The sequence below is a fragment of the Clostridioides sp. ES-S-0108-01 genome (genome assembly GCF_020662285.1).
In the GTDB taxonomy this organism is placed as follows: domain Bacteria; phylum Bacillota; class Clostridia; order Peptostreptococcales; family Peptostreptococcaceae; genus Clostridioides.
In genome coordinates this window covers 90,385-107,100 of sequence record NZ_JADGMN010000008.1, presented here as the reverse complement: position 1 = coordinate 107,100, position 16,716 = coordinate 90,385, and the positions used below count along the sequence as shown (strand labels likewise).

At 27.3% G+C, this 16,716-nt stretch carries 14 protein-coding genes; 8 read left to right on the top strand and 6 right to left on the bottom strand.

All coding sequences use genetic code 11. From position 1 onward, the window contains the following. Positions 1–57: 57 nt before the first annotated feature. From rplS to IR152_RS09660, 8 genes are all read left to right on the top strand, one after another. Complete coding sequence (rplS, locus tag IR152_RS09695) at positions 58–408, top strand: 50S ribosomal protein L19 (protein WP_227451653.1); 351 nt, start codon at positions 58–60, stop codon at positions 406–408. A 316-nt stretch (positions 409–724) separates the two neighbouring features. After that, complete coding sequence (ylqF, locus tag IR152_RS09690) at positions 725–1,627, top strand: ribosome biogenesis GTPase YlqF (protein WP_255624714.1); 903 nt, start codon at positions 725–727, stop codon at positions 1,625–1,627. Between the two features lie 384 nt (positions 1,628–2,011). After that, entirely contained in the window at positions 2,012–3,304 is a 1,293-nt protein-coding gene (gene brnQ, locus IR152_RS09685) for a branched-chain amino acid transport system II carrier protein (protein ID WP_227451651.1), read from the top strand. Positions 3,305–4,415: 1,111 nt separating this feature from the next. Next, positions 4,416–5,708 (top strand): branched-chain amino acid transport system II carrier protein, encoded by a 1,293-nt coding sequence (gene brnQ, locus IR152_RS09680; RefSeq protein ID WP_227451650.1) that lies wholly within the window; start codon positions 4,416–4,418, stop codon positions 5,706–5,708. Positions 5,709–6,277: 569 nt separating this feature from the next. Continuing rightward, positions 6,278–8,458, top strand: coding sequence for an adenosylcobalamin-dependent ribonucleoside-diphosphate reductase (locus IR152_RS09675; protein ID WP_227451649.1), 2,181 nt, complete (start codon positions 6,278–6,280; stop codon positions 8,456–8,458). A 69-nt stretch (positions 8,459–8,527) separates the two neighbouring features. Next, complete coding sequence (locus IR152_RS09670) at positions 8,528–9,295, top strand: ribonuclease HII (protein ID WP_227451648.1); 768 nt, start codon at positions 8,528–8,530, stop codon at positions 9,293–9,295. Between the two features lie 58 nt (positions 9,296–9,353). Further along, positions 9,354–10,370 (top strand): alpha-hydroxy-acid oxidizing protein, encoded by a 1,017-nt coding sequence (locus IR152_RS09665; protein ID WP_227451647.1) that lies wholly within the window; start codon positions 9,354–9,356, stop codon positions 10,368–10,370. 65 nt (positions 10,371–10,435) lie between these two features. After that, the gene (locus tag IR152_RS09660) at positions 10,436–10,684 is read left to right on the top strand and encodes a hypothetical protein (protein ID WP_227451646.1); all 249 of its coding nucleotides are present in this window, start codon (positions 10,436–10,438) and stop codon (positions 10,682–10,684) included. A 177-nt stretch (positions 10,685–10,861) separates the two neighbouring features. Here IR152_RS09660 and IR152_RS09655 read toward each other — a convergent pair whose 3' ends face one another. The 6 genes from IR152_RS09655 to IR152_RS09630 all read right to left on the bottom strand — a co-directional run bounded on the left by IR152_RS09655 (position 10,862) and on the right by IR152_RS09630 (position 16,699). After that, entirely contained in the window at positions 10,862–11,359 is a 498-nt protein-coding gene (locus tag IR152_RS09655; RefSeq protein WP_227451645.1) for a CarD family transcriptional regulator, read from the bottom strand. A 240-nt stretch (positions 11,360–11,599) separates the two neighbouring features. Continuing rightward, positions 11,600–12,664 carry an ABC transporter permease gene (locus IR152_RS09650; protein WP_227451644.1) on the bottom strand — a complete coding sequence of 355 codons (1,065 nt, stop codon included), beginning with the start codon at positions 12,662–12,664 and terminating at the stop codon, positions 11,600–11,602. Between the two features lie 2 nt (positions 12,665–12,666). Then, positions 12,667–13,764 (bottom strand): ABC transporter permease, encoded by a 1,098-nt coding sequence (locus IR152_RS09645; protein ID WP_227451643.1) that lies wholly within the window; start codon positions 13,762–13,764, stop codon positions 12,667–12,669. A 13-nt stretch (positions 13,765–13,777) separates the two neighbouring features. Next, positions 13,778–14,713, bottom strand: coding sequence for an ATP-binding cassette domain-containing protein (locus tag IR152_RS09640; protein ID WP_227451642.1), 936 nt, complete (start codon positions 14,711–14,713; stop codon positions 13,778–13,780). 188 nt (positions 14,714–14,901) lie between these two features. After that, positions 14,902–15,546 (bottom strand): response regulator transcription factor, encoded by a 645-nt coding sequence (locus IR152_RS09635; protein WP_227451641.1) that lies wholly within the window; start codon positions 15,544–15,546, stop codon positions 14,902–14,904. Next, positions 15,539–16,699 carry a sensor histidine kinase gene (locus IR152_RS09630; RefSeq protein ID WP_227451640.1) on the bottom strand — a complete coding sequence of 387 codons (1,161 nt, stop codon included), beginning with the start codon at positions 16,697–16,699 and terminating at the stop codon, positions 15,539–15,541. Before IR152_RS09630 ends, IR152_RS09635 begins: the two co-directional genes overlap by 8 nt. Positions 16,700–16,716: the final 17 nt, after the last annotated feature.

The window sequence follows — 16,716 nt, the reverse complement described above, 5'->3', positions numbered from 1 at the left end:
CTCTGTTTACACTGGTCGGGTAGTTAAGAACGTCTATGATATTTAGGAGGAAGAAAGATGAATGAAATGCTAAGAGCAATTGAGCAAGAACAATTAAAAAATGAAGTTCCTAATTTTGGACCTGGGGACACAGTTAGAGTACACGTTAGAATTATAGAAGGAAAAAGAGAAAGAATACAAGTATTCGAAGGTGTAGTATTAAAAAGACAAGGTGGAGGAGCAAGAGAGACTTTCACAGTTAGAAAAATGTCTTTCAATGTTGGCGTAGAAAGAACTTTCCCAGTTCACTCTCCAAAAATAGAAAAAATAGAAGTTACTAGAAAAGGTAAAGTAAGAAGAGCTAAACTAAACTACTTAAGAGGTAGAGTAGGTAAAGCTGCTAAGATAAAAGAAGCTAGAAATAAATAATTAAAAACTTTACTTATAAATGGGGGGCTGATTTATCAGTCCTCTTTCTATTTTAATGAAAATTACAGCAGACGATTATATTAGAAATAAATAGAACTATTTGTTGAAAATATACATTATTTACTAATGAATTTATGTTTTTTAAAATGAAAAATAAAATTGCTAAGTACTGTATTATATTTTGTAATGATATTAAAAATAAGAGAACAATATTATGTAAAGTATGGTGTTAAAAAGGTGACAATATTATTAGTTTGTAAAGATATATTTTTTAAGTGGAATTAGGATATAATAATATAATATTTAATAAGGAGTGATGCATGTGTCAAATGAATATGAAGAGTATCTTATGGATGACAATCTACATATAAACTGGTATCCGGGTCATATGAAAAAAACTAAGGAGTTGGTAAAAAACAACTTAAAATTGATTGATGTAGTGGTTGAACTTTTGGATGCTAGGATACCATTTAGTAGTAAAAATCCAGATATAGATAGGCTTGTAGGAGATAAACCAAGAGTTGTCGTACTTAATAAAAGTGATATGGCAGATAGAGATAAATTAAATCAATGGATTGAGTACTATAAAAAAATTAATATAAAAGCTATACCTGTAGATACAATAAAAGGGATTGGTATAAATAAGATAATTGAAGAATGTAAGAATGTAACTAGAGAAAAAATGAGCTCTTTGAAAGATAAAGGTAGAAAAGAAAGAGCTATACGAATAATGATAGTTGGGGTTCCAAATGTTGGTAAATCATCTCTTATAAATAAGTTAACAGGTAGAAAAAGCACTCAAACTGGAGATAAGCCAGGAGTAACGAAAGGGAAGCAATGGGTTAGATTAAAGGGAAATCTTGAACTTTTAGATACACCTGGAATACTTTGGCCTAAGTTTGAAGACCAAGAAGTTGCATTAAATTTAGCATTTAGTAGAGCTATAAAGGATGAGATTTTAGATACTGAGACTTTGGCTTTAAGACTTATAGAAAAACTTATGAAAATAGAACCTGAGAAGCTGAAAGCTAGATATAAGTTGGATTATCTAGGAGAAACTCCAATTGAAACTATGGATATGATTGGTCATAAAAGGGGTTTTATAACAGGGAAAAAAGAGTTAGATTATACACGTATAGCTACAACTGTTTTAAATGAATTTAGAGATGGAAAAATAGGGAATATAACGTTAGAAGTCCCAGAAAATCTTAAAAGATAGATTTTAAAATAAAATTAAAAATTTAATATTACAAAATAAAAAAACTTTTTATAAAGTTTTTTTTATTTTTTGAAATATGGACAAATATTGTCATATAAAAGTATAAATTAGATTAGAAAAGTTTTAAAAATATTAATTTAAGACAAATATACCTAATATTTTGAAAATTAAAATGAGTAGGACTATTTAAAATTTTGGTATATTGACTTGTTTGTTTCGTATAATATATAATAAGAACAAATCAATACAATATATTAAAAATTTAATTTTATTAATTTTATTAATTTAATAATAAGTTCTATTGTTTTATTTAATTTATTTATACAAGTGTAAACAGTTGAGGTATTTTATTAATTTAATAAGGTTAAAAAGGGGGATTTTATAATGGGTAAGACCAAGGATATTATAGTATTTGGATTTGCGTTATTTGCGATGTTTTTTGGAGCAGGTAACTTAATATTTCCACCGTACTTGGGAATAATTACAGGTCCAGAGTGGTTAATTGCCTTCTTAGGATTTACATTTGCTGATGCTGGTTTGGCACTTCTAGCAGTAATGGCTACAGCTAAATTCGATGGAAATGTAGTTGAAATGTTTAAAAGATGTGGTATGAAACTAGGAATTCTTATAGGTTGTGCAGATATTTTATGTATAGGACCATTCCTAGCTATACCAAGAACAGGTGCAACAACTTATGAAATGGGTATAATGCCTTTATTTGGAACTTCAATTCCAGTGTTATTATTCTGTATACTTTTTTTTGCGATTTCATATGTATTGACAATAAGACCTTCTAAGGTCGTAGATATAGTTGGACAGTTTTTAACTCCAGCTCTTCTAATAGCTTTAGCATTTATAATTATAAAAGGTGTTGTATCGCCACTTGGAGAGATAATAGATAAACCTATGATACCTAATGTATTTGCAGAAGGTATTGGTCAAGGATATCAGACAATGGATGCCTTTGCAGCAATAGCGCTTGCGTCAGTACTAATAGTATCTTTAAATGAAAAAGGATATTCTACTATTAGTGATAAATTAAAAATGATTGGTAAAGCTGGCGTTCTTGCTTGTGGAGGATTGGCTCTAGTTTATGGAGGCTTATGTTTCCTTGGAGCAACTGTATCCACAATGTATGGAACAGATGCAGTACAATCACAAGTAATAGTAAATATAACTGAAGGTTTACTTGGAAATATCGGGAAAGCGATTTTAGCAGTAGTAGTATCACTAGCATGTTTAACTACATCTATAGGTCTTACATCTGCCACAGGTCAATATTTCTCTAGACTTACAAAAGGAAAGTTAAGTTATGAAAAAATAGTATTAGCTGTGTCTGTATTCAGTGCAGTAGTAGCATCTTTTGGTGTTGGAACTATTATAAAGATAGCATCTCCTATACTAAGTATAGTTTATCCACCATCAATTGTTTTAATAATTTTAGCTTTCTTCAATGAAAAAATTAAGAATGATAATGTGTACAAAGGAGCAGTATATATGTCATTACTTATAAGTATATTAACAGTTATATCTAGTTATGGAGTAAATGTTCCAGTAGTAAAATCTTTACCTCTTCATTCATTAGGATTTAACTGGGTGGTTCCAGTTATAATAGCTGGAATAATTGGTAATTTTATACCATCAAAGAGCCAATCTAATACACTTGGAACAAATTAAGTTTTATTTAATTAAAATATAATCAACTGTAAATAAATGAGTTATCTGTAATAAAAGGAGTTATTTGTATAAATACTCCTTTTATTTTTGGATTCTATAATTAATTATTTGTATTTAATATAGAAAAAATATAAGAAAATATAAAAAAGATAGATGGTTTATTTTTTAACAATAATAGAGATTAAAAAAATAATTTTATATTAATTTTATAATTTTAAGTATATGTATTAGATGATTTTTACAAAAATATAATATAAATAAAATTATGACAATAATAAAACAAAATTTAAGACATATAACTATGCAAATGAATTGAGTAAACGACTAAATTGTTTTCTTACAGATATATATTAAGAATTTTTAGTTAATTATGATATATGAGTACATAAACATGAATACTAGCAACTGCAAAGTTTAAGTAAGTTGGAAGTTAGAAAATAATTGCTATGAAGAAAAATAAGCTAATAAATCATAATAAGGAATTTTCAGAAAAAACGATTTCTAGACTAAAAAACAAGTGATAAATCTATAAAAATAGAATGATAATTAAATAAAATTAATAGTCAATTTAGCAAAATAAATACAAAATACTACAAGAACTAACGTAAATAGGAGTTCTGATAAAAGGAAAACGATTTTTCAGGAATCATAATTTTGAAAATTTAAAAAATTAAAAATGATATTGACTGCTTTTTTTTCAGACTATATAATAAACACAAAATATTTAAAATTTAAATTGAATTAAAAGGATTATATGTATGTAAAAAGGAGGTTGATATATACAATACATAATATAAAGCAATACAACTTGGCAATAAATCGAATAATTAAAAAATCTTAATATTTCCATTATTCAGAATAATTAATTTTATCAAGAAAAATTAGAAAAAAAATAAAAAAACAACTATGTTTAAAGTATACAGGTTGGTTTTATTTAATTAAAAAAGTTGTATTAAATATTGTGAAGATTTTATAAATTATGAAACATAATTGACAAATTTAAGTCAAAAATGTATAATTAAATAAAATCTCGTCAAAAGGTTTTCATTTAAGAAGAGATTGGACTTATTTCTTAGTAAAAGGTAGTAAAATTCAGATGGGGGTGCTTTAAATGGGTGAGAAACAAATCAATTTTAAAGATGTAATTGTAATTGGATTTGCACTATTTGCAATGTTTTTTGGTGCTGGGAACTTAATATTCCCTCCATATCTAGGAGTTTTATCTGGAAGTAATTGGCTAGTAGCTTTCATAGGATTCCTTTTTGCAGATGGTGGTTTGGCATTATTAGCAGTTATAGCAGCAACTAAGTTCAATGGAGACACATCAAAGATGTTCTCAAGAGCAGGCAAAGGGTTAAGTATTGCAATAGGATGTGCAATGGTAATCTGTATAGGGCCACTTTTAGCAATACCTAGAACAGCAGCAACAACTTATGAAATGGGTATATTACCTACAATAGGTTCTGGAATAAGTCCAGTAATATTCTCTATAGTATTTTTTGCTCTAGTATTGGTTTTAACAATAAGACCATCAAAAGTTGTAGATATAGTTGGGTCAATCTTAACTCCAGCTTTACTTATAGCTTTAGCAGTATTAATAGTTAAGGGTATCATATCTCCATTAGGAGAAATAAGAGACAGTTCTTTAATACAAAATGTATTTGCAGAAGGTATAACTCAAGGTTATCAAACAATGGATGCATTAGCAGCTAGTGTATTTGCATCAATCATAATCATGTCAGTAATAGCTAAAGGGTATACAGGTGAGAAAGAAAAGATGAAAGCCACAGTAAGTGCAGGTGTTATTGCAGTAATAGGTATGGCACTAGTTTATGGTGGATTATGTTATCTTGGAGCAACTGTATCTCAACAATATGGACAAGATGTTCAACAAACAGCTTTAATAGTTGCAATAACAGCAGCTTTACTTGGAACTACAGGTAAAATCTTATTAGCTATTATAGTTACATTAGCATGTTTAACAACAGCTATAGGACTTTCTTCAGCAGCAGGTCAATATTTCTCAACACTTACAGATGGAAAATTAAAGTATGAGCATATAGTTATAGTAGTTTGTGTGTTTAGTGCAATCATATCAAACTTTGGAGTAAGTACAATAGTAAAATTCTCTGCTCCTATATTAAATATGGTATATCCAGCAACTATAACTCTAGTTATACTAGCTTTATTTAGTGATAAAATTAAAAATGACAATGTGTTCAAATGTGCTACATATATGGCGTTATTAGTAAGTATATTAACAGTTATAAAAAGCTTTGGTGTAAATATTCCTCTAATTGATATTTTACCATTTGCTTCATTAGGATTTAACTGGATAGTTCCAGTTGTAATAGCGGGAATAATAGGAATCTTTATTCCATCTAAAAGCAGTAAAACTGCATAATAATAAAAACTAATTGATAATTATGGAATTGCCTTTAAATTATATAGGCAATTCCTTTTTATATTTGAAAGTATTATTAAATTATTGTAGATAAAAAAATATTATTAGTATTATTTATCAAATTATAAAATTTATTTTGGAGCAGTATGATTTATATGGTGTGTAAAATAAAAAAGATTTATTTAGAATTATAAATAAAATTATACATACTATGAATGTTTAATATTAATATAAAAATATTAATATATATTTGTAAAGAAAAAATAAAGAATTTATCGTTTAATCACTTATTAATTAATCAAAGTTAAAATAATAAAAATATAAAAAAAATAAAGTATATAAAAGTATAATTGGAATTTTATATACTTTTTTATATTATTTTTAAGTTTTTTAAGAATATATTTTACAAGTTGAGATAACTATAAGGAGTGTTATATTGAATATAAAATAGTATAATATATATTATGCTAGATAATTAATCTGAAAAAATACAAACATATAAAAAAGTTTGTTTAGAGTTATAGTTAATAAGTGTATTAATTTAATACTAATTTATTGGAGGTCTAAAAATGAAGTATATAATAAAAAGAGATGGTACGAAAGAACTTTTTAGTAAAAGTAAGATTGAAGATGCTGTCTATAAAGCTAGTATAAACAGTGAAGGTGGAGTGGATAGAGATTTAGCATATGATATATCAAGAAAAATAGCTAATGACTATAGTTCTATGGAAAAATGCTTATCTGTGGAAGAAATACAAGATATAGTTGAAGTATTGCTTATGGAATCAAATAGAAAAGATATAGCAAAACACTACATATTATATAGAGAAAGACGTTCTGAAATAAGAACTAAAGCTTGGGACTTTGATGAATTACAAAAATCAATATGGAAGAACAAGTATAGACACAATGGTGAGAGTTTTGATGAATGGATAAAGAGAATTTCAAATAATAGTTCAAGAATATCAAAACTAATAAGACAAAAAAGATTTCTATTTGCTGGAAGAATTTTAGCAAATAGAGGATTACAAAAAGAAGGAAAAAAAATAACATATTCCAATTGCTATGTAATAGAACCACCAAAAGATAGTATAGAAGATATTTTCGATACTGCAAAAAAACTTGCTAGAACATTTAGTTATGGTGGAGGAGTTGGAATTGATATTTCAAAGTTAAGACCAAAAGGAGCAAAAGTGAACAATGCCGCAAAACATACGACTGGAGCAGTCTCTTTTATGGAACTTTACAGTATGACAACTGGTTTGATTGGTCAAAGGGGGAGAAGAGGAGCTCTTATGATTTCTATGGACGTAAATCATCCAGAGATAGAAGAGTTTATAGATATAAAAACAGATTTGGAGAAGGTTACTAAAGCAAATATTTCTGTAAGAGTAACAGATGAATTTATGCGAGCTGTAAAGGAAAAAAAGTTATATAATTGTACTTTTGAAGTTGAAACTACTGGAGAAAAAATAGTCAAGATAGTAAATGCGTATGAGTTGTTTAATAAATTTGTGAAGAATAACTGGGATTATGCAGAGCCAGGTATATTGTTCTGGGATAAAATAAGAACATATAATTTTATGAGTGAAGATAAAAACTTTTGCTTTTCAGGAGTAAATCCTTGTGCAGAAGAGCCACTTCCAAGTGGAGGAAGTTGTCTACTTGGCTCAATAAACTTGTCAGAGTTTATAATACAACCATTTGGTGAACATGCTACGTTTGATATTAATAAATTAAAATCTTGCGTTAGAGAAGCTGTAGTAGCTTTAAATGATGTCTTAGATGAAGGATTAAACTTACACCCGTTACAGGAGCAAAGAGATAGTGTACATAAATATAGACAGATAGGTTTAGGTGTAATGGGTATAGCTGATATGCTTATAAAGATGGGAATAAGATATGGCTCTGATGAATCTTTAGAATTATGTGATTTAATTGGTAAGACTATGCTAAATGAAGCTGTAAAGCAATCAGCATTAATTGCTAAAGAATATGGAACATTTAGTGAGTATAAATATGAAAATATTTCTAAATCTAAGTTTTTTATAGAAAATTTAAATGAAGATACTAAGGAAATGGTTAAAAAGTATGGGCTTAGAAATTCACAGCTTTTAACCATACCCCCTACAGGTTCTATATCTACAATGATAGGAATTAGTGGTGGAATAGAACCTATATTTAACCTTTCATATATAAGAAAAACTGAAAGCTTGCATGATGAAGATGTATATTATAAAGTATATACTCCAATTGTTAAAGAGTATATGGATAAGAAAGGTATTACAGATGAAGAATGTTTGCCAGATTTTTTTGTTACTGCTATGAATATAGGATATGAAGAAAGAATAAACATGCAAAAAGTGTGGCAAAAGTATATTGATGCTTCTATATCATCTACAATAAATATACCTTTTGAAACTACAGTTGAAGATGTTTTCAATATATATATTAAGGCATGGGAGGCTGGTCTTAAAGGAGTAACAATATTTAGGGATGGATGTAAAAGGAGTGGAATTTTAATAAATGAAAAAAAGGAAGAAAATAATAAAAAAGAAGATAATAAAAAAGAATGTTATAAAAATAATAAAAAAGAAAAAGATAATAAAGAGGAAAAAGCCAAAGAAATAATAAATAAAAATTTTGAAGAAGATGAAAAATTTGTGTGTCCTGAGTGTGGAAGTGAAGGAATTGCACATACAGGTGGTTGTAGTATATGCTTAAAATGTGGGTATAGTGGGTGCAATTAAACTTTGAGGTAGCAAAATTTTAATATACTAAAAACTTATATTTTTACAAATGAAAGATGAGGTAATTGTATGCAGAATAAAAGCGTGAGGGAGATTAAAGAAATAATTGAGACCTTAGAAGTAGAAAAATATATGCAATATATAGAACTATTGAGAGTCGATGACAGAAAATCTGTTCAAAGCTTAGCTGTAAAACTAGCTAAAAAATTAGACAATATTAGAAGAGAAGAAGAAAGATTAGAAACTATAAATATATTTGAAAATGAAGGTTACAATAAAGGTTATTTATATATTGGAGGAATTGATGAAGCGGGAAGAGGACCTCTTGCTGGACCTGTTGTAGCTTCTGTAGTAGTATTTAAAAAAAACACAAAAATAGAAGGCGTAAATGATTCTAAAAAACTAAGTGAAGCAAAAAGAGATGAACTTTTTGAAGTAATAAAAAGAGAAGCATTAGACTATGGAATAGGTATAGTAAATAATGAAGAAATAGACGAATTTAATATATTGAATGCTACATATATGGCAATGATAAAAGCTATAAATTGTTTAAAACAAGCACCTGATTATCTATTGGTTGATGCAGCGACAATACCAGGGATTGATATAGCTCAAAATCCAATTGTAAAAGGAGATTCAAAATCTATATCAATAGCAGCAGCAAGTATATTGGCTAAGGTTACTAGAGATAGTATAATGTATCAATATGATAGGGTCTATCCAGAATATGGTTTTAAATCTCATAAAGGGTATGGGACTAAAGAACATTATGAAGCCATTGAAAAACACGGAATAACTCCTATACATAGGAAAAGTTTTTTGAAAAATATACTGTAAATACAATATGATATAATGTATATGATATAAATTACTATAATAAATGGGGGGATTAAAGATGGAGTATAATGAATTATTAAAAAATGCTAGAGAAAATTTAAATGGAAGTTGTAAAGTTTGTAAGGTTTGTAATGGAGTTGTTTGTGCAGGCGAAGTACCTGGAATGGGAGGTAAAGGAAGTGGTTCTTCTTTTATAGAAAATAGCAAGAGCTTAGAAAAAGTAAAAGTAAATATGAGAGTAATACATGATGTCTCAAATCCTGATACATCTATAGAAATGTTTGGGAAAAAAATGAGTGCGCCTATATTTGCAGCTCCAGTAACAGGAACTACTTTAAATATGGGTGGAAAAATTAATGAAAGAGATTACATAGAACCAGTAGTTGCAGGATGTGCTAATAGTGGTATTTATGCAATGGTTGGAGATACAGCAGTAGATGCTTTTTTAATGGAAAATTTAGATGTAGTTAAAAAGTATAATGGTGCTGGAATTGTATTTATTAAACCTTGGGATAATGAAAATATTATAAAAAAGATAAGACTAGCTGAAGAAGCTGGGGCATTTGCAGTTGGAGTTGATATAGATGCTTGTGGTCTAGTAACTTTGTCACTACATGGAAAGCCAGTACTTCCTAAAAATGTTGAACAGATAAAAGAGTTAGTAAAATCTACTAAACTACCATTTATATTAAAAGGAATAATGACTGTTGAAGATGCATTAATGGCAGTTGAAGCAGGTGTAGATGCTATAGTTGTATCAAATCATGGAGGAAGAGTACTAGATTGTACACCAGGAGCATGTGAAGTTCTACCAAGAATTGCTGATTCTGTTAAAGGGAAAGTTACAATACTTGCAGATGGTGGAGTTAGAACTGGTTTAGATGTATTAAAGATGATAGGTCTAGGTGCGGATGCAGTATTAATAGGAAGACCTTTTGTGACTGCTTCATTTGGTGGAGCAACTGATGGTGTAGAAACTTACGTAAATAAGCTTCAATCAGAACTAAGTGGTTCTATGATATTAACTGGATGTCAAACTATAAAAGATATTGATGGAAAAGTTATATACAAATAAAATTTTATACAAAAAAGAGGAAAAATCATTTTAATGTAGAATAATTGTACAAAGGGGGAATTTATATGAGTAAAAAAGCTTATGAAGAAGCCTTAGTAGAATTAGAAAAATTTATTGATGAAAGAAAAGAAATAATTAAAAGTGCGGAAGGCTGTATTGATAAGTACATAGTTGACAGAACTCTACCTTTTGATTACAAAGATAAATGTGTGGAATGGCAACAAGAGTTACTTGATATTGCAGAGGCACAAATTTTAGAAGCAAATGAGTTAAGTGTATTATTACAAGAGAAAAAAGAACTTGAGGAAGAGTAAGTTTTATTACTAAGTCTAGAGGGAAATTAAGAATATGATTTGCCCCTAGACTTTTTTATTAAAATAAAGATGTCTATCTAATTAATCTATCTTTATCAATTTTAGATTGAAAGGTTTGAAGAAGAGTAGAGTAATTAGATGAATAGCTAAACAATTAAACTAGTATATAAAACTAATTTAATTGTTATTTTTTGAATTTAGTATATGGTTTTTCATTTCTTCTAATACAATTGTGTAGGATTTGCATTGTGCTGCAGCCAATTCTGACAAAGCAAATCTTTGAGCCTTATTTAGAAAGTCCTTATCTGTGCTACATAGTTGTTTTGAATTATCTTGTATCATAAGCATCTTAATTAATTTCACAATCTCGAAAGCATCTCCTGAATGAAATTTATCCTGGTATAGTTTAAGTCGTTTTTTTCTATCAAGAACCCATAAACAATCCGCTTTATCAAGAGATTGGATAAAGTTGTCAACTTCATTTTCATCCATAATTGGACGTACGCCAATCTTATCAGCATTTAAAACTGGAATCGAAATTTTAAGATTACTATTGTAAATAACAGTCAATTCATAGTATTTTTGTATATGATGATTTACATCCTTTGTTACAAGACCACTTATATAACAGGCTCCTTCTTTTGGATACATTACACTTTCACCGATTTTATACATATGGTTATACCTCCAAACTGAATTTTAGATATTGCAATTTGGGTACAATGCTTTAATTATCTAATAATTAATATTATATCATGAAATGCTTGACAAGTCAAATTGATTGATATATAATAATAAGTTCAGAATTGTTAATATATAAACTTAGATATAAAAATATAAGATAAGAGGATTTAATATATTAAAATATCTAGTTAGTATTGTATAAAATAACATACTAACTAGATTTAATAATTACTAATTTCTAGCAAAATCTCTTAAGTTAAGACTTCCAGCTGTTACAAATACCATTCCAATAAGAATTAAAACAATTATATTTATTAATATATTACCATTATTATTAATAGCATCTATAGTCCAATAAAATGGTGTAAGCTTTGAAAGATTAGCCATAAAGGATAATTTATCAAGTGATGGTATCATACTAGATATGGATATAGCTAAACCTATTAAAGAATAAAACGTAGACATAAGACTTATAGAACCTTCGTTTTTAAACACCCTAGCTATCCAAAATACAAATCCAGTAGCAACAAAACTATTTGCAAGTACAATCATCAATGTACTTAGAGTCAATTTAAAATTACTTATAGATGTGAAACATACTAAAGTTAAGGTGTATACAATTGCTTGAGTAAAAAATAATCCTAAAAATATGCTGAAAATTATTTTTATATCATTATGTTTTGTAGAAACAAGTCTTTTTAAGGTATTAGATTTTTTTAATGAAAATAAATCAGAAGCTAGATGCGCTGCATTAATGTACATAAAATAACATATCAAGAAAACTATTAAAAATGAATTTTTATTCTTACCTGAACTGTTATCAATTATATTTGTCTTGGTCAATTTATCATCTATATTTCTATCTATTTTTAATTTTAATGAATTAGTAATAAAAGATTCTATTTGTGATTCTGCCCAAAGACTACCTCCACCATTTTCAGTTTTAAAGCATTTAACCACAGGTCGTTTTAAGTTATCTATATTGCTTGAAAAGTTTTTATCTAAAATGAAGACAGCAGAAACTTTATTGTTTTTTAATAGATTCATAGCCTTGTCTTGTTCGTTTAATCCAAATGAGTTTTCTTTTAATTTAGAACTATCTATTAACTTATGTTCGTATTTTCCAGAAGAATTGGATACAATTGCTACTGGAGAAAAGTACATTGATTGATTTTCTGAGTTACCAGTAAAAAAGTTAAGATAAAACATTAATATAACAGGAAATAAAACCATATTAACTAAAAGAGCATGATTTTTTATATATCTTTTTATGTTTGCAATAGTCAACCTAATCATTATTAAACCTCCCTCCATTTATATTTTTCTTTTACAATAGAAAGTGCAATCAATATTGTAGATGCAATTAGGCATGTAAAAATTAAACTTTCTATTGAATCTATAGTTTTAAACGTCTCATAATTACTGAACAATGTTCCTATTAAATAAGTAGGAGATAAACTTGTAAACTTAGTAAATACATCATTTACCATGCTGAAAATACCTCCAAAAACTATTTGTAAGAAGAGTAATGCATAAACTATAACTGTACCATATTTCTTGCTAAAAAAGGTAGTTATAAAAGTAGATATTGAAGTCATAAAATAAGAAGCTAAAGCACAAAGTAAAGCTAATATAACAAAGTTACCTTTGAATGTTACACCGAGTGTTCTAAAAAATAAAACGTATAATGATAAAAATATAAATGAGTAAACCCATAAACCTACAAAATCATAAATTAAAAATTGTACTCTAGTTACAGGCATAGAGTAGAGTCTTTTTGAAAGTCCTTTTGATTCACTTACATAATTTGATAAAATGTTATTCATTATAAAAATTATTGCGAAGAATCCAAGGGAAACTAAAGCAAAGTACTCATAAGAGTTTTGTTTAACATTATTTTTTATTATAGAGGTATCAATAGAATTCTTATTAAATAATTTTGAGAAATCTTCTGAACTTAATTTTTGAGAATTATTTAAATATAATTTTTCATGATAAGTATCTAATATATCTTGAAGTAATGTTGCAATATTATCATTAGATTTAAGTTTTTTTATACTTAGATTATTTGATTTTTCATTTAATAAATTATTCTCATATCCTTTAGGTATAGTAAGTTTTAAATCTGCCTTAGAATCATCTTTTTGAACTGTTAATATAGAAGATAAATCATTTTTTAAGTATCCTGTCAAATTATTTGATAGCTTTGTATTATCTTTGTCATATATAACAATTGATGTCAAATCTGTTTTTATAGGATTTTGAAACATACTTTCTGTCACCATACCAAGAAATCCAGCTAAAACTAGAGGTAAAGCTAAGAAATATATTAAATTAAGTATAAAGGAGCTTTTTAAACCTTTTAGCATAGTTTTTACACTAATGTATAATTTCATGAAATCACCTCCATTAATCCCTTAAATTTTTCCCTGTTAGATTCAAAAACACGTCTTCTAGACTAGGTTCTTCATAAGATATTCGTGTTATTTTTGAATTGTTTTTGTCAACAACAGATAACACATCTGTAAGCTGTAATTTTTTGTCTATATCTAATTCTAATAATGAATTATTTTCTAAGATAGATATAACACCTTTAGTATTTTTTAAATCAAATATAAGTTGAGCATTTATATTTTTTATTTCCATAATTAATTTTGTATTTGTAGATACTAATGATTTTAAATAATCATTATCTCCAAAAGCAATCTCCTTACCTTCATCCATAATAAAAATCTTAGAACAAAGATGCTCAACTTCTTCCATGTAATGAGAAGTATATATTACTGTAGTTTTTTGTTTTTCAGATATATTTTTTATAAAATTGAAAATATGATTTCTTGATTGAGGGTCAACACCTACAGTTGGTTCATCCAATATTAATATTTTAGGATGATTTAAAAGTGCTATTCCAATGTTCAATCTCCTTTGCATACCACCAGATAATTTTTTAACTTTTTTCTTTTTAACATCAGTAAGTCCTGTGACTTCTAAGGCTTCAGTTATTCTCTCTTGAAGCAATTTTCCCTTTAATCCATAGTAAGCCCCAAAGTACTCTAAGTTATCAAAAGGAGTAAGCGTTTCTATAAGTGCTAATTCTTGTGGAACTAGTCCTATTATAGACTTTGCTTTTATATAATCTTTTGACATATCTAAACCATTGATTTGGATGTTTCCACTATTTGGCAACATAAGATTTGTAATTATATTTATAAGTGTAGACTTACCAGCACCATTTGGTCCAATAAGTCCAAATATCTCTCCTTCTTTAACCGAAAAGCTGATATTATCAAGTACTAGTTTATCATTGAATCTTTTCGTTATGTTATTTACTCTGACTATATCCATAATAATCCCTCCCAAAATAATTTTGTATAAGTTAAAAATCTATAATACTATAATAAAGAATTATGAATCATAATTCTATTACTATAAGTCACTAAAAAAAGTGACTTAAGTCACTTTATATTTTTATTTATTATAAATGAGCTTGTGAGTAAGAAATTTTTTAGGGTATGGATTTCTTACCTATATATTTATATTACAATTTTATTTTTGAAGGCAAATATAACTAGTTGAGTCCTATCACGAAGCTCTAGTTTCCCTAAGATATTAGTGATATTATTCTTTATTGTACCTTCAGATAAGAATAATTCTTGGCTGATTTCTTTGTTGTTAAGTCCATTTGCGATTAATCTAATTATGGATATTTCTTTTTCTGTTAAATTATACATATCAGAAATATGTTCTTGTTCTATAGTTTTTTCAGGGGACATGATTTTTTCAGCAACACTTTTATCAAGCACAATATTGCCAAAAAACGAGGAACGAATCCCTTCATGTAATACTTCGTCTAAACTATCTTTTAAAAGATATCCTGAAGCTCCAAACTTCATAGCATCTTTTATGTACTCATCATCATTAAAGGTTGTCAAAATTAATAATGCTATAGAACTATCATATTCTTTTATAAGCCTTGTTCCTAGAACTCCATCACAAACCTTCATCCGAATATCCATAAGAACTATGTCTACATCATTTGTTTTACAAAATTCTAACGCTTCATATCCGTTGGAAGCATCTCCTACAATTTCTAAATCGTCATAAGATGATAAAATAATCTTAAGACCTTTTCTAATCAATTTTTCATCATCTACTATAAGAACTTTGATTTTATTCAAAAAAATCACCTCCTGAAAATTTAGGAAAAGATGCTCTGATTGTGAATCCAGTATTAGAATTATCGAATTCAACTTTTCCATTTAATTCATATATTCTTTCGCTAATACTGTTAAGTCCATTTCCCTTTTTTATATTGTTACACCCCATACCATTATCACTGATAGTAATTATAAGATTTGAAGGATTAAATGTTATAAAAATTCTAATTTCAGTTGCTTTTCCATGCCTTGATGCGTTAGAAAGCGATTCCTGAACAAGTCTATATAAAGCGATAGATTGATTTCTAGATAGGTTCCAAGTATTTTTTGATATAGTTAATCTAACGTTGATATTTGTAAGCTTAATAAAGCTTTTAACCAGTTCTTTGATTTTAAGTAAATTTTGATAATTTTCATATTCAACAGGTTTTAGTTCAGATATAGCTCTTCTTACATCTTGAAAACTTTCAGTTACAAATTCTCTAAGTTCATGAACTAAATCAGAAATGAGAGGTTTGTCTTTTAAGAGCTTTTCTATAGCATTTAATTGAATTATCGTTGTAGAAAGAGAATGTCCAACACTATCATGTATTTCCCTCGATATACGGTTTCTTTCTTTCAAAATTGTTAATTCTTCTATAGAACTTGCATAAATCTCTAAATCAGCATTAGCTTTTTTTAATTCGTCTTTAGAAACTCTGAGTTTATCATAAAGACTTTGATTGTATAATTTAGATAAATTCTCACTTTCTAGATACATAGAAAGTATAGTTATAATTAGTAATATAGAACTTGATTCTAGTGCTAAATATACATTTTTATCTAAACCAATAATAAAAGAGGATATTATAACTAAAGAGAATAATATGTATTTATATTTTTCCTTTATTAAAAATGAGGTATCCAAAATTAAAGGGACAAAGTATAGTGAATTAAAAGTTTTTGTATAATTATACAATATAAAAATTAAAATAAACTCTAAAAAATAAGAAATAAGTATAAATTTATTCTCATTTGATAAAGAAAAAAATCTAACTTGATTATTTATTATTAGAAATAATATAATCATTGTTATAACTGGATACAATGTATTTTCAGCATTATTCAAATAGTTTACAAGTAATATAAATAGAGATAAATATCGTATAAAAATAAATAATTTTTTTCTGTTCATTAAAGACATTCCTCCAT

Coding starts and splice junctions, on each gene's coding strand:
- IR152_RS09660 (WP_227451646.1), top strand. CDS start 10,436: ATGAGTAAAAAAGCTTATGAAGAAGCCTTAGTAGAATTAGAAAAATTT.
- brnQ (WP_227451650.1), top strand. CDS start 4,416: ATGGGTGAGAAACAAATCAATTTTAAAGATGTAATTGTAATTGGATTT.
- rplS (WP_227451653.1), top strand. CDS start 58: ATGAATGAAATGCTAAGAGCAATTGAGCAAGAACAATTAAAAAATGAA.
- IR152_RS09675 (WP_227451649.1), top strand. CDS start 6,278: ATGAAGTATATAATAAAAAGAGATGGTACGAAAGAACTTTTTAGTAAA.
- IR152_RS09655 (WP_227451645.1), bottom strand. CDS start 11,359: ATGTATAAAATCGGTGAAAGTGTAATGTATCCAAAAGAAGGAGCCTGT.
- IR152_RS09670 (WP_227451648.1), top strand. CDS start 8,528: ATGCAGAATAAAAGCGTGAGGGAGATTAAAGAAATAATTGAGACCTTA.
- IR152_RS09645 (WP_227451643.1), bottom strand. CDS start 13,764: ATGAAATTATACATTAGTGTAAAAACTATGCTAAAAGGTTTAAAAAGC.
- IR152_RS09630 (WP_227451640.1), bottom strand. CDS start 16,699: ATGAACAGAAAAAAATTATTTATTTTTATACGATATTTATCTCTATTT.
- IR152_RS09640 (WP_227451642.1), bottom strand. CDS start 14,713: ATGGATATAGTCAGAGTAAATAACATAACGAAAAGATTCAATGATAAA.
- IR152_RS09665 (WP_227451647.1), top strand. CDS start 9,354: ATGGAGTATAATGAATTATTAAAAAATGCTAGAGAAAATTTAAATGGA.
- ylqF (WP_255624714.1), top strand. CDS start 725: ATGCATGTGTCAAATGAATATGAAGAGTATCTTATGGATGACAATCTA.
- brnQ (WP_227451651.1), top strand. CDS start 2,012: ATGGGTAAGACCAAGGATATTATAGTATTTGGATTTGCGTTATTTGCG.
- IR152_RS09650 (WP_227451644.1), bottom strand. CDS start 12,664: ATGATTAGGTTGACTATTGCAAACATAAAAAGATATATAAAAAATCAT.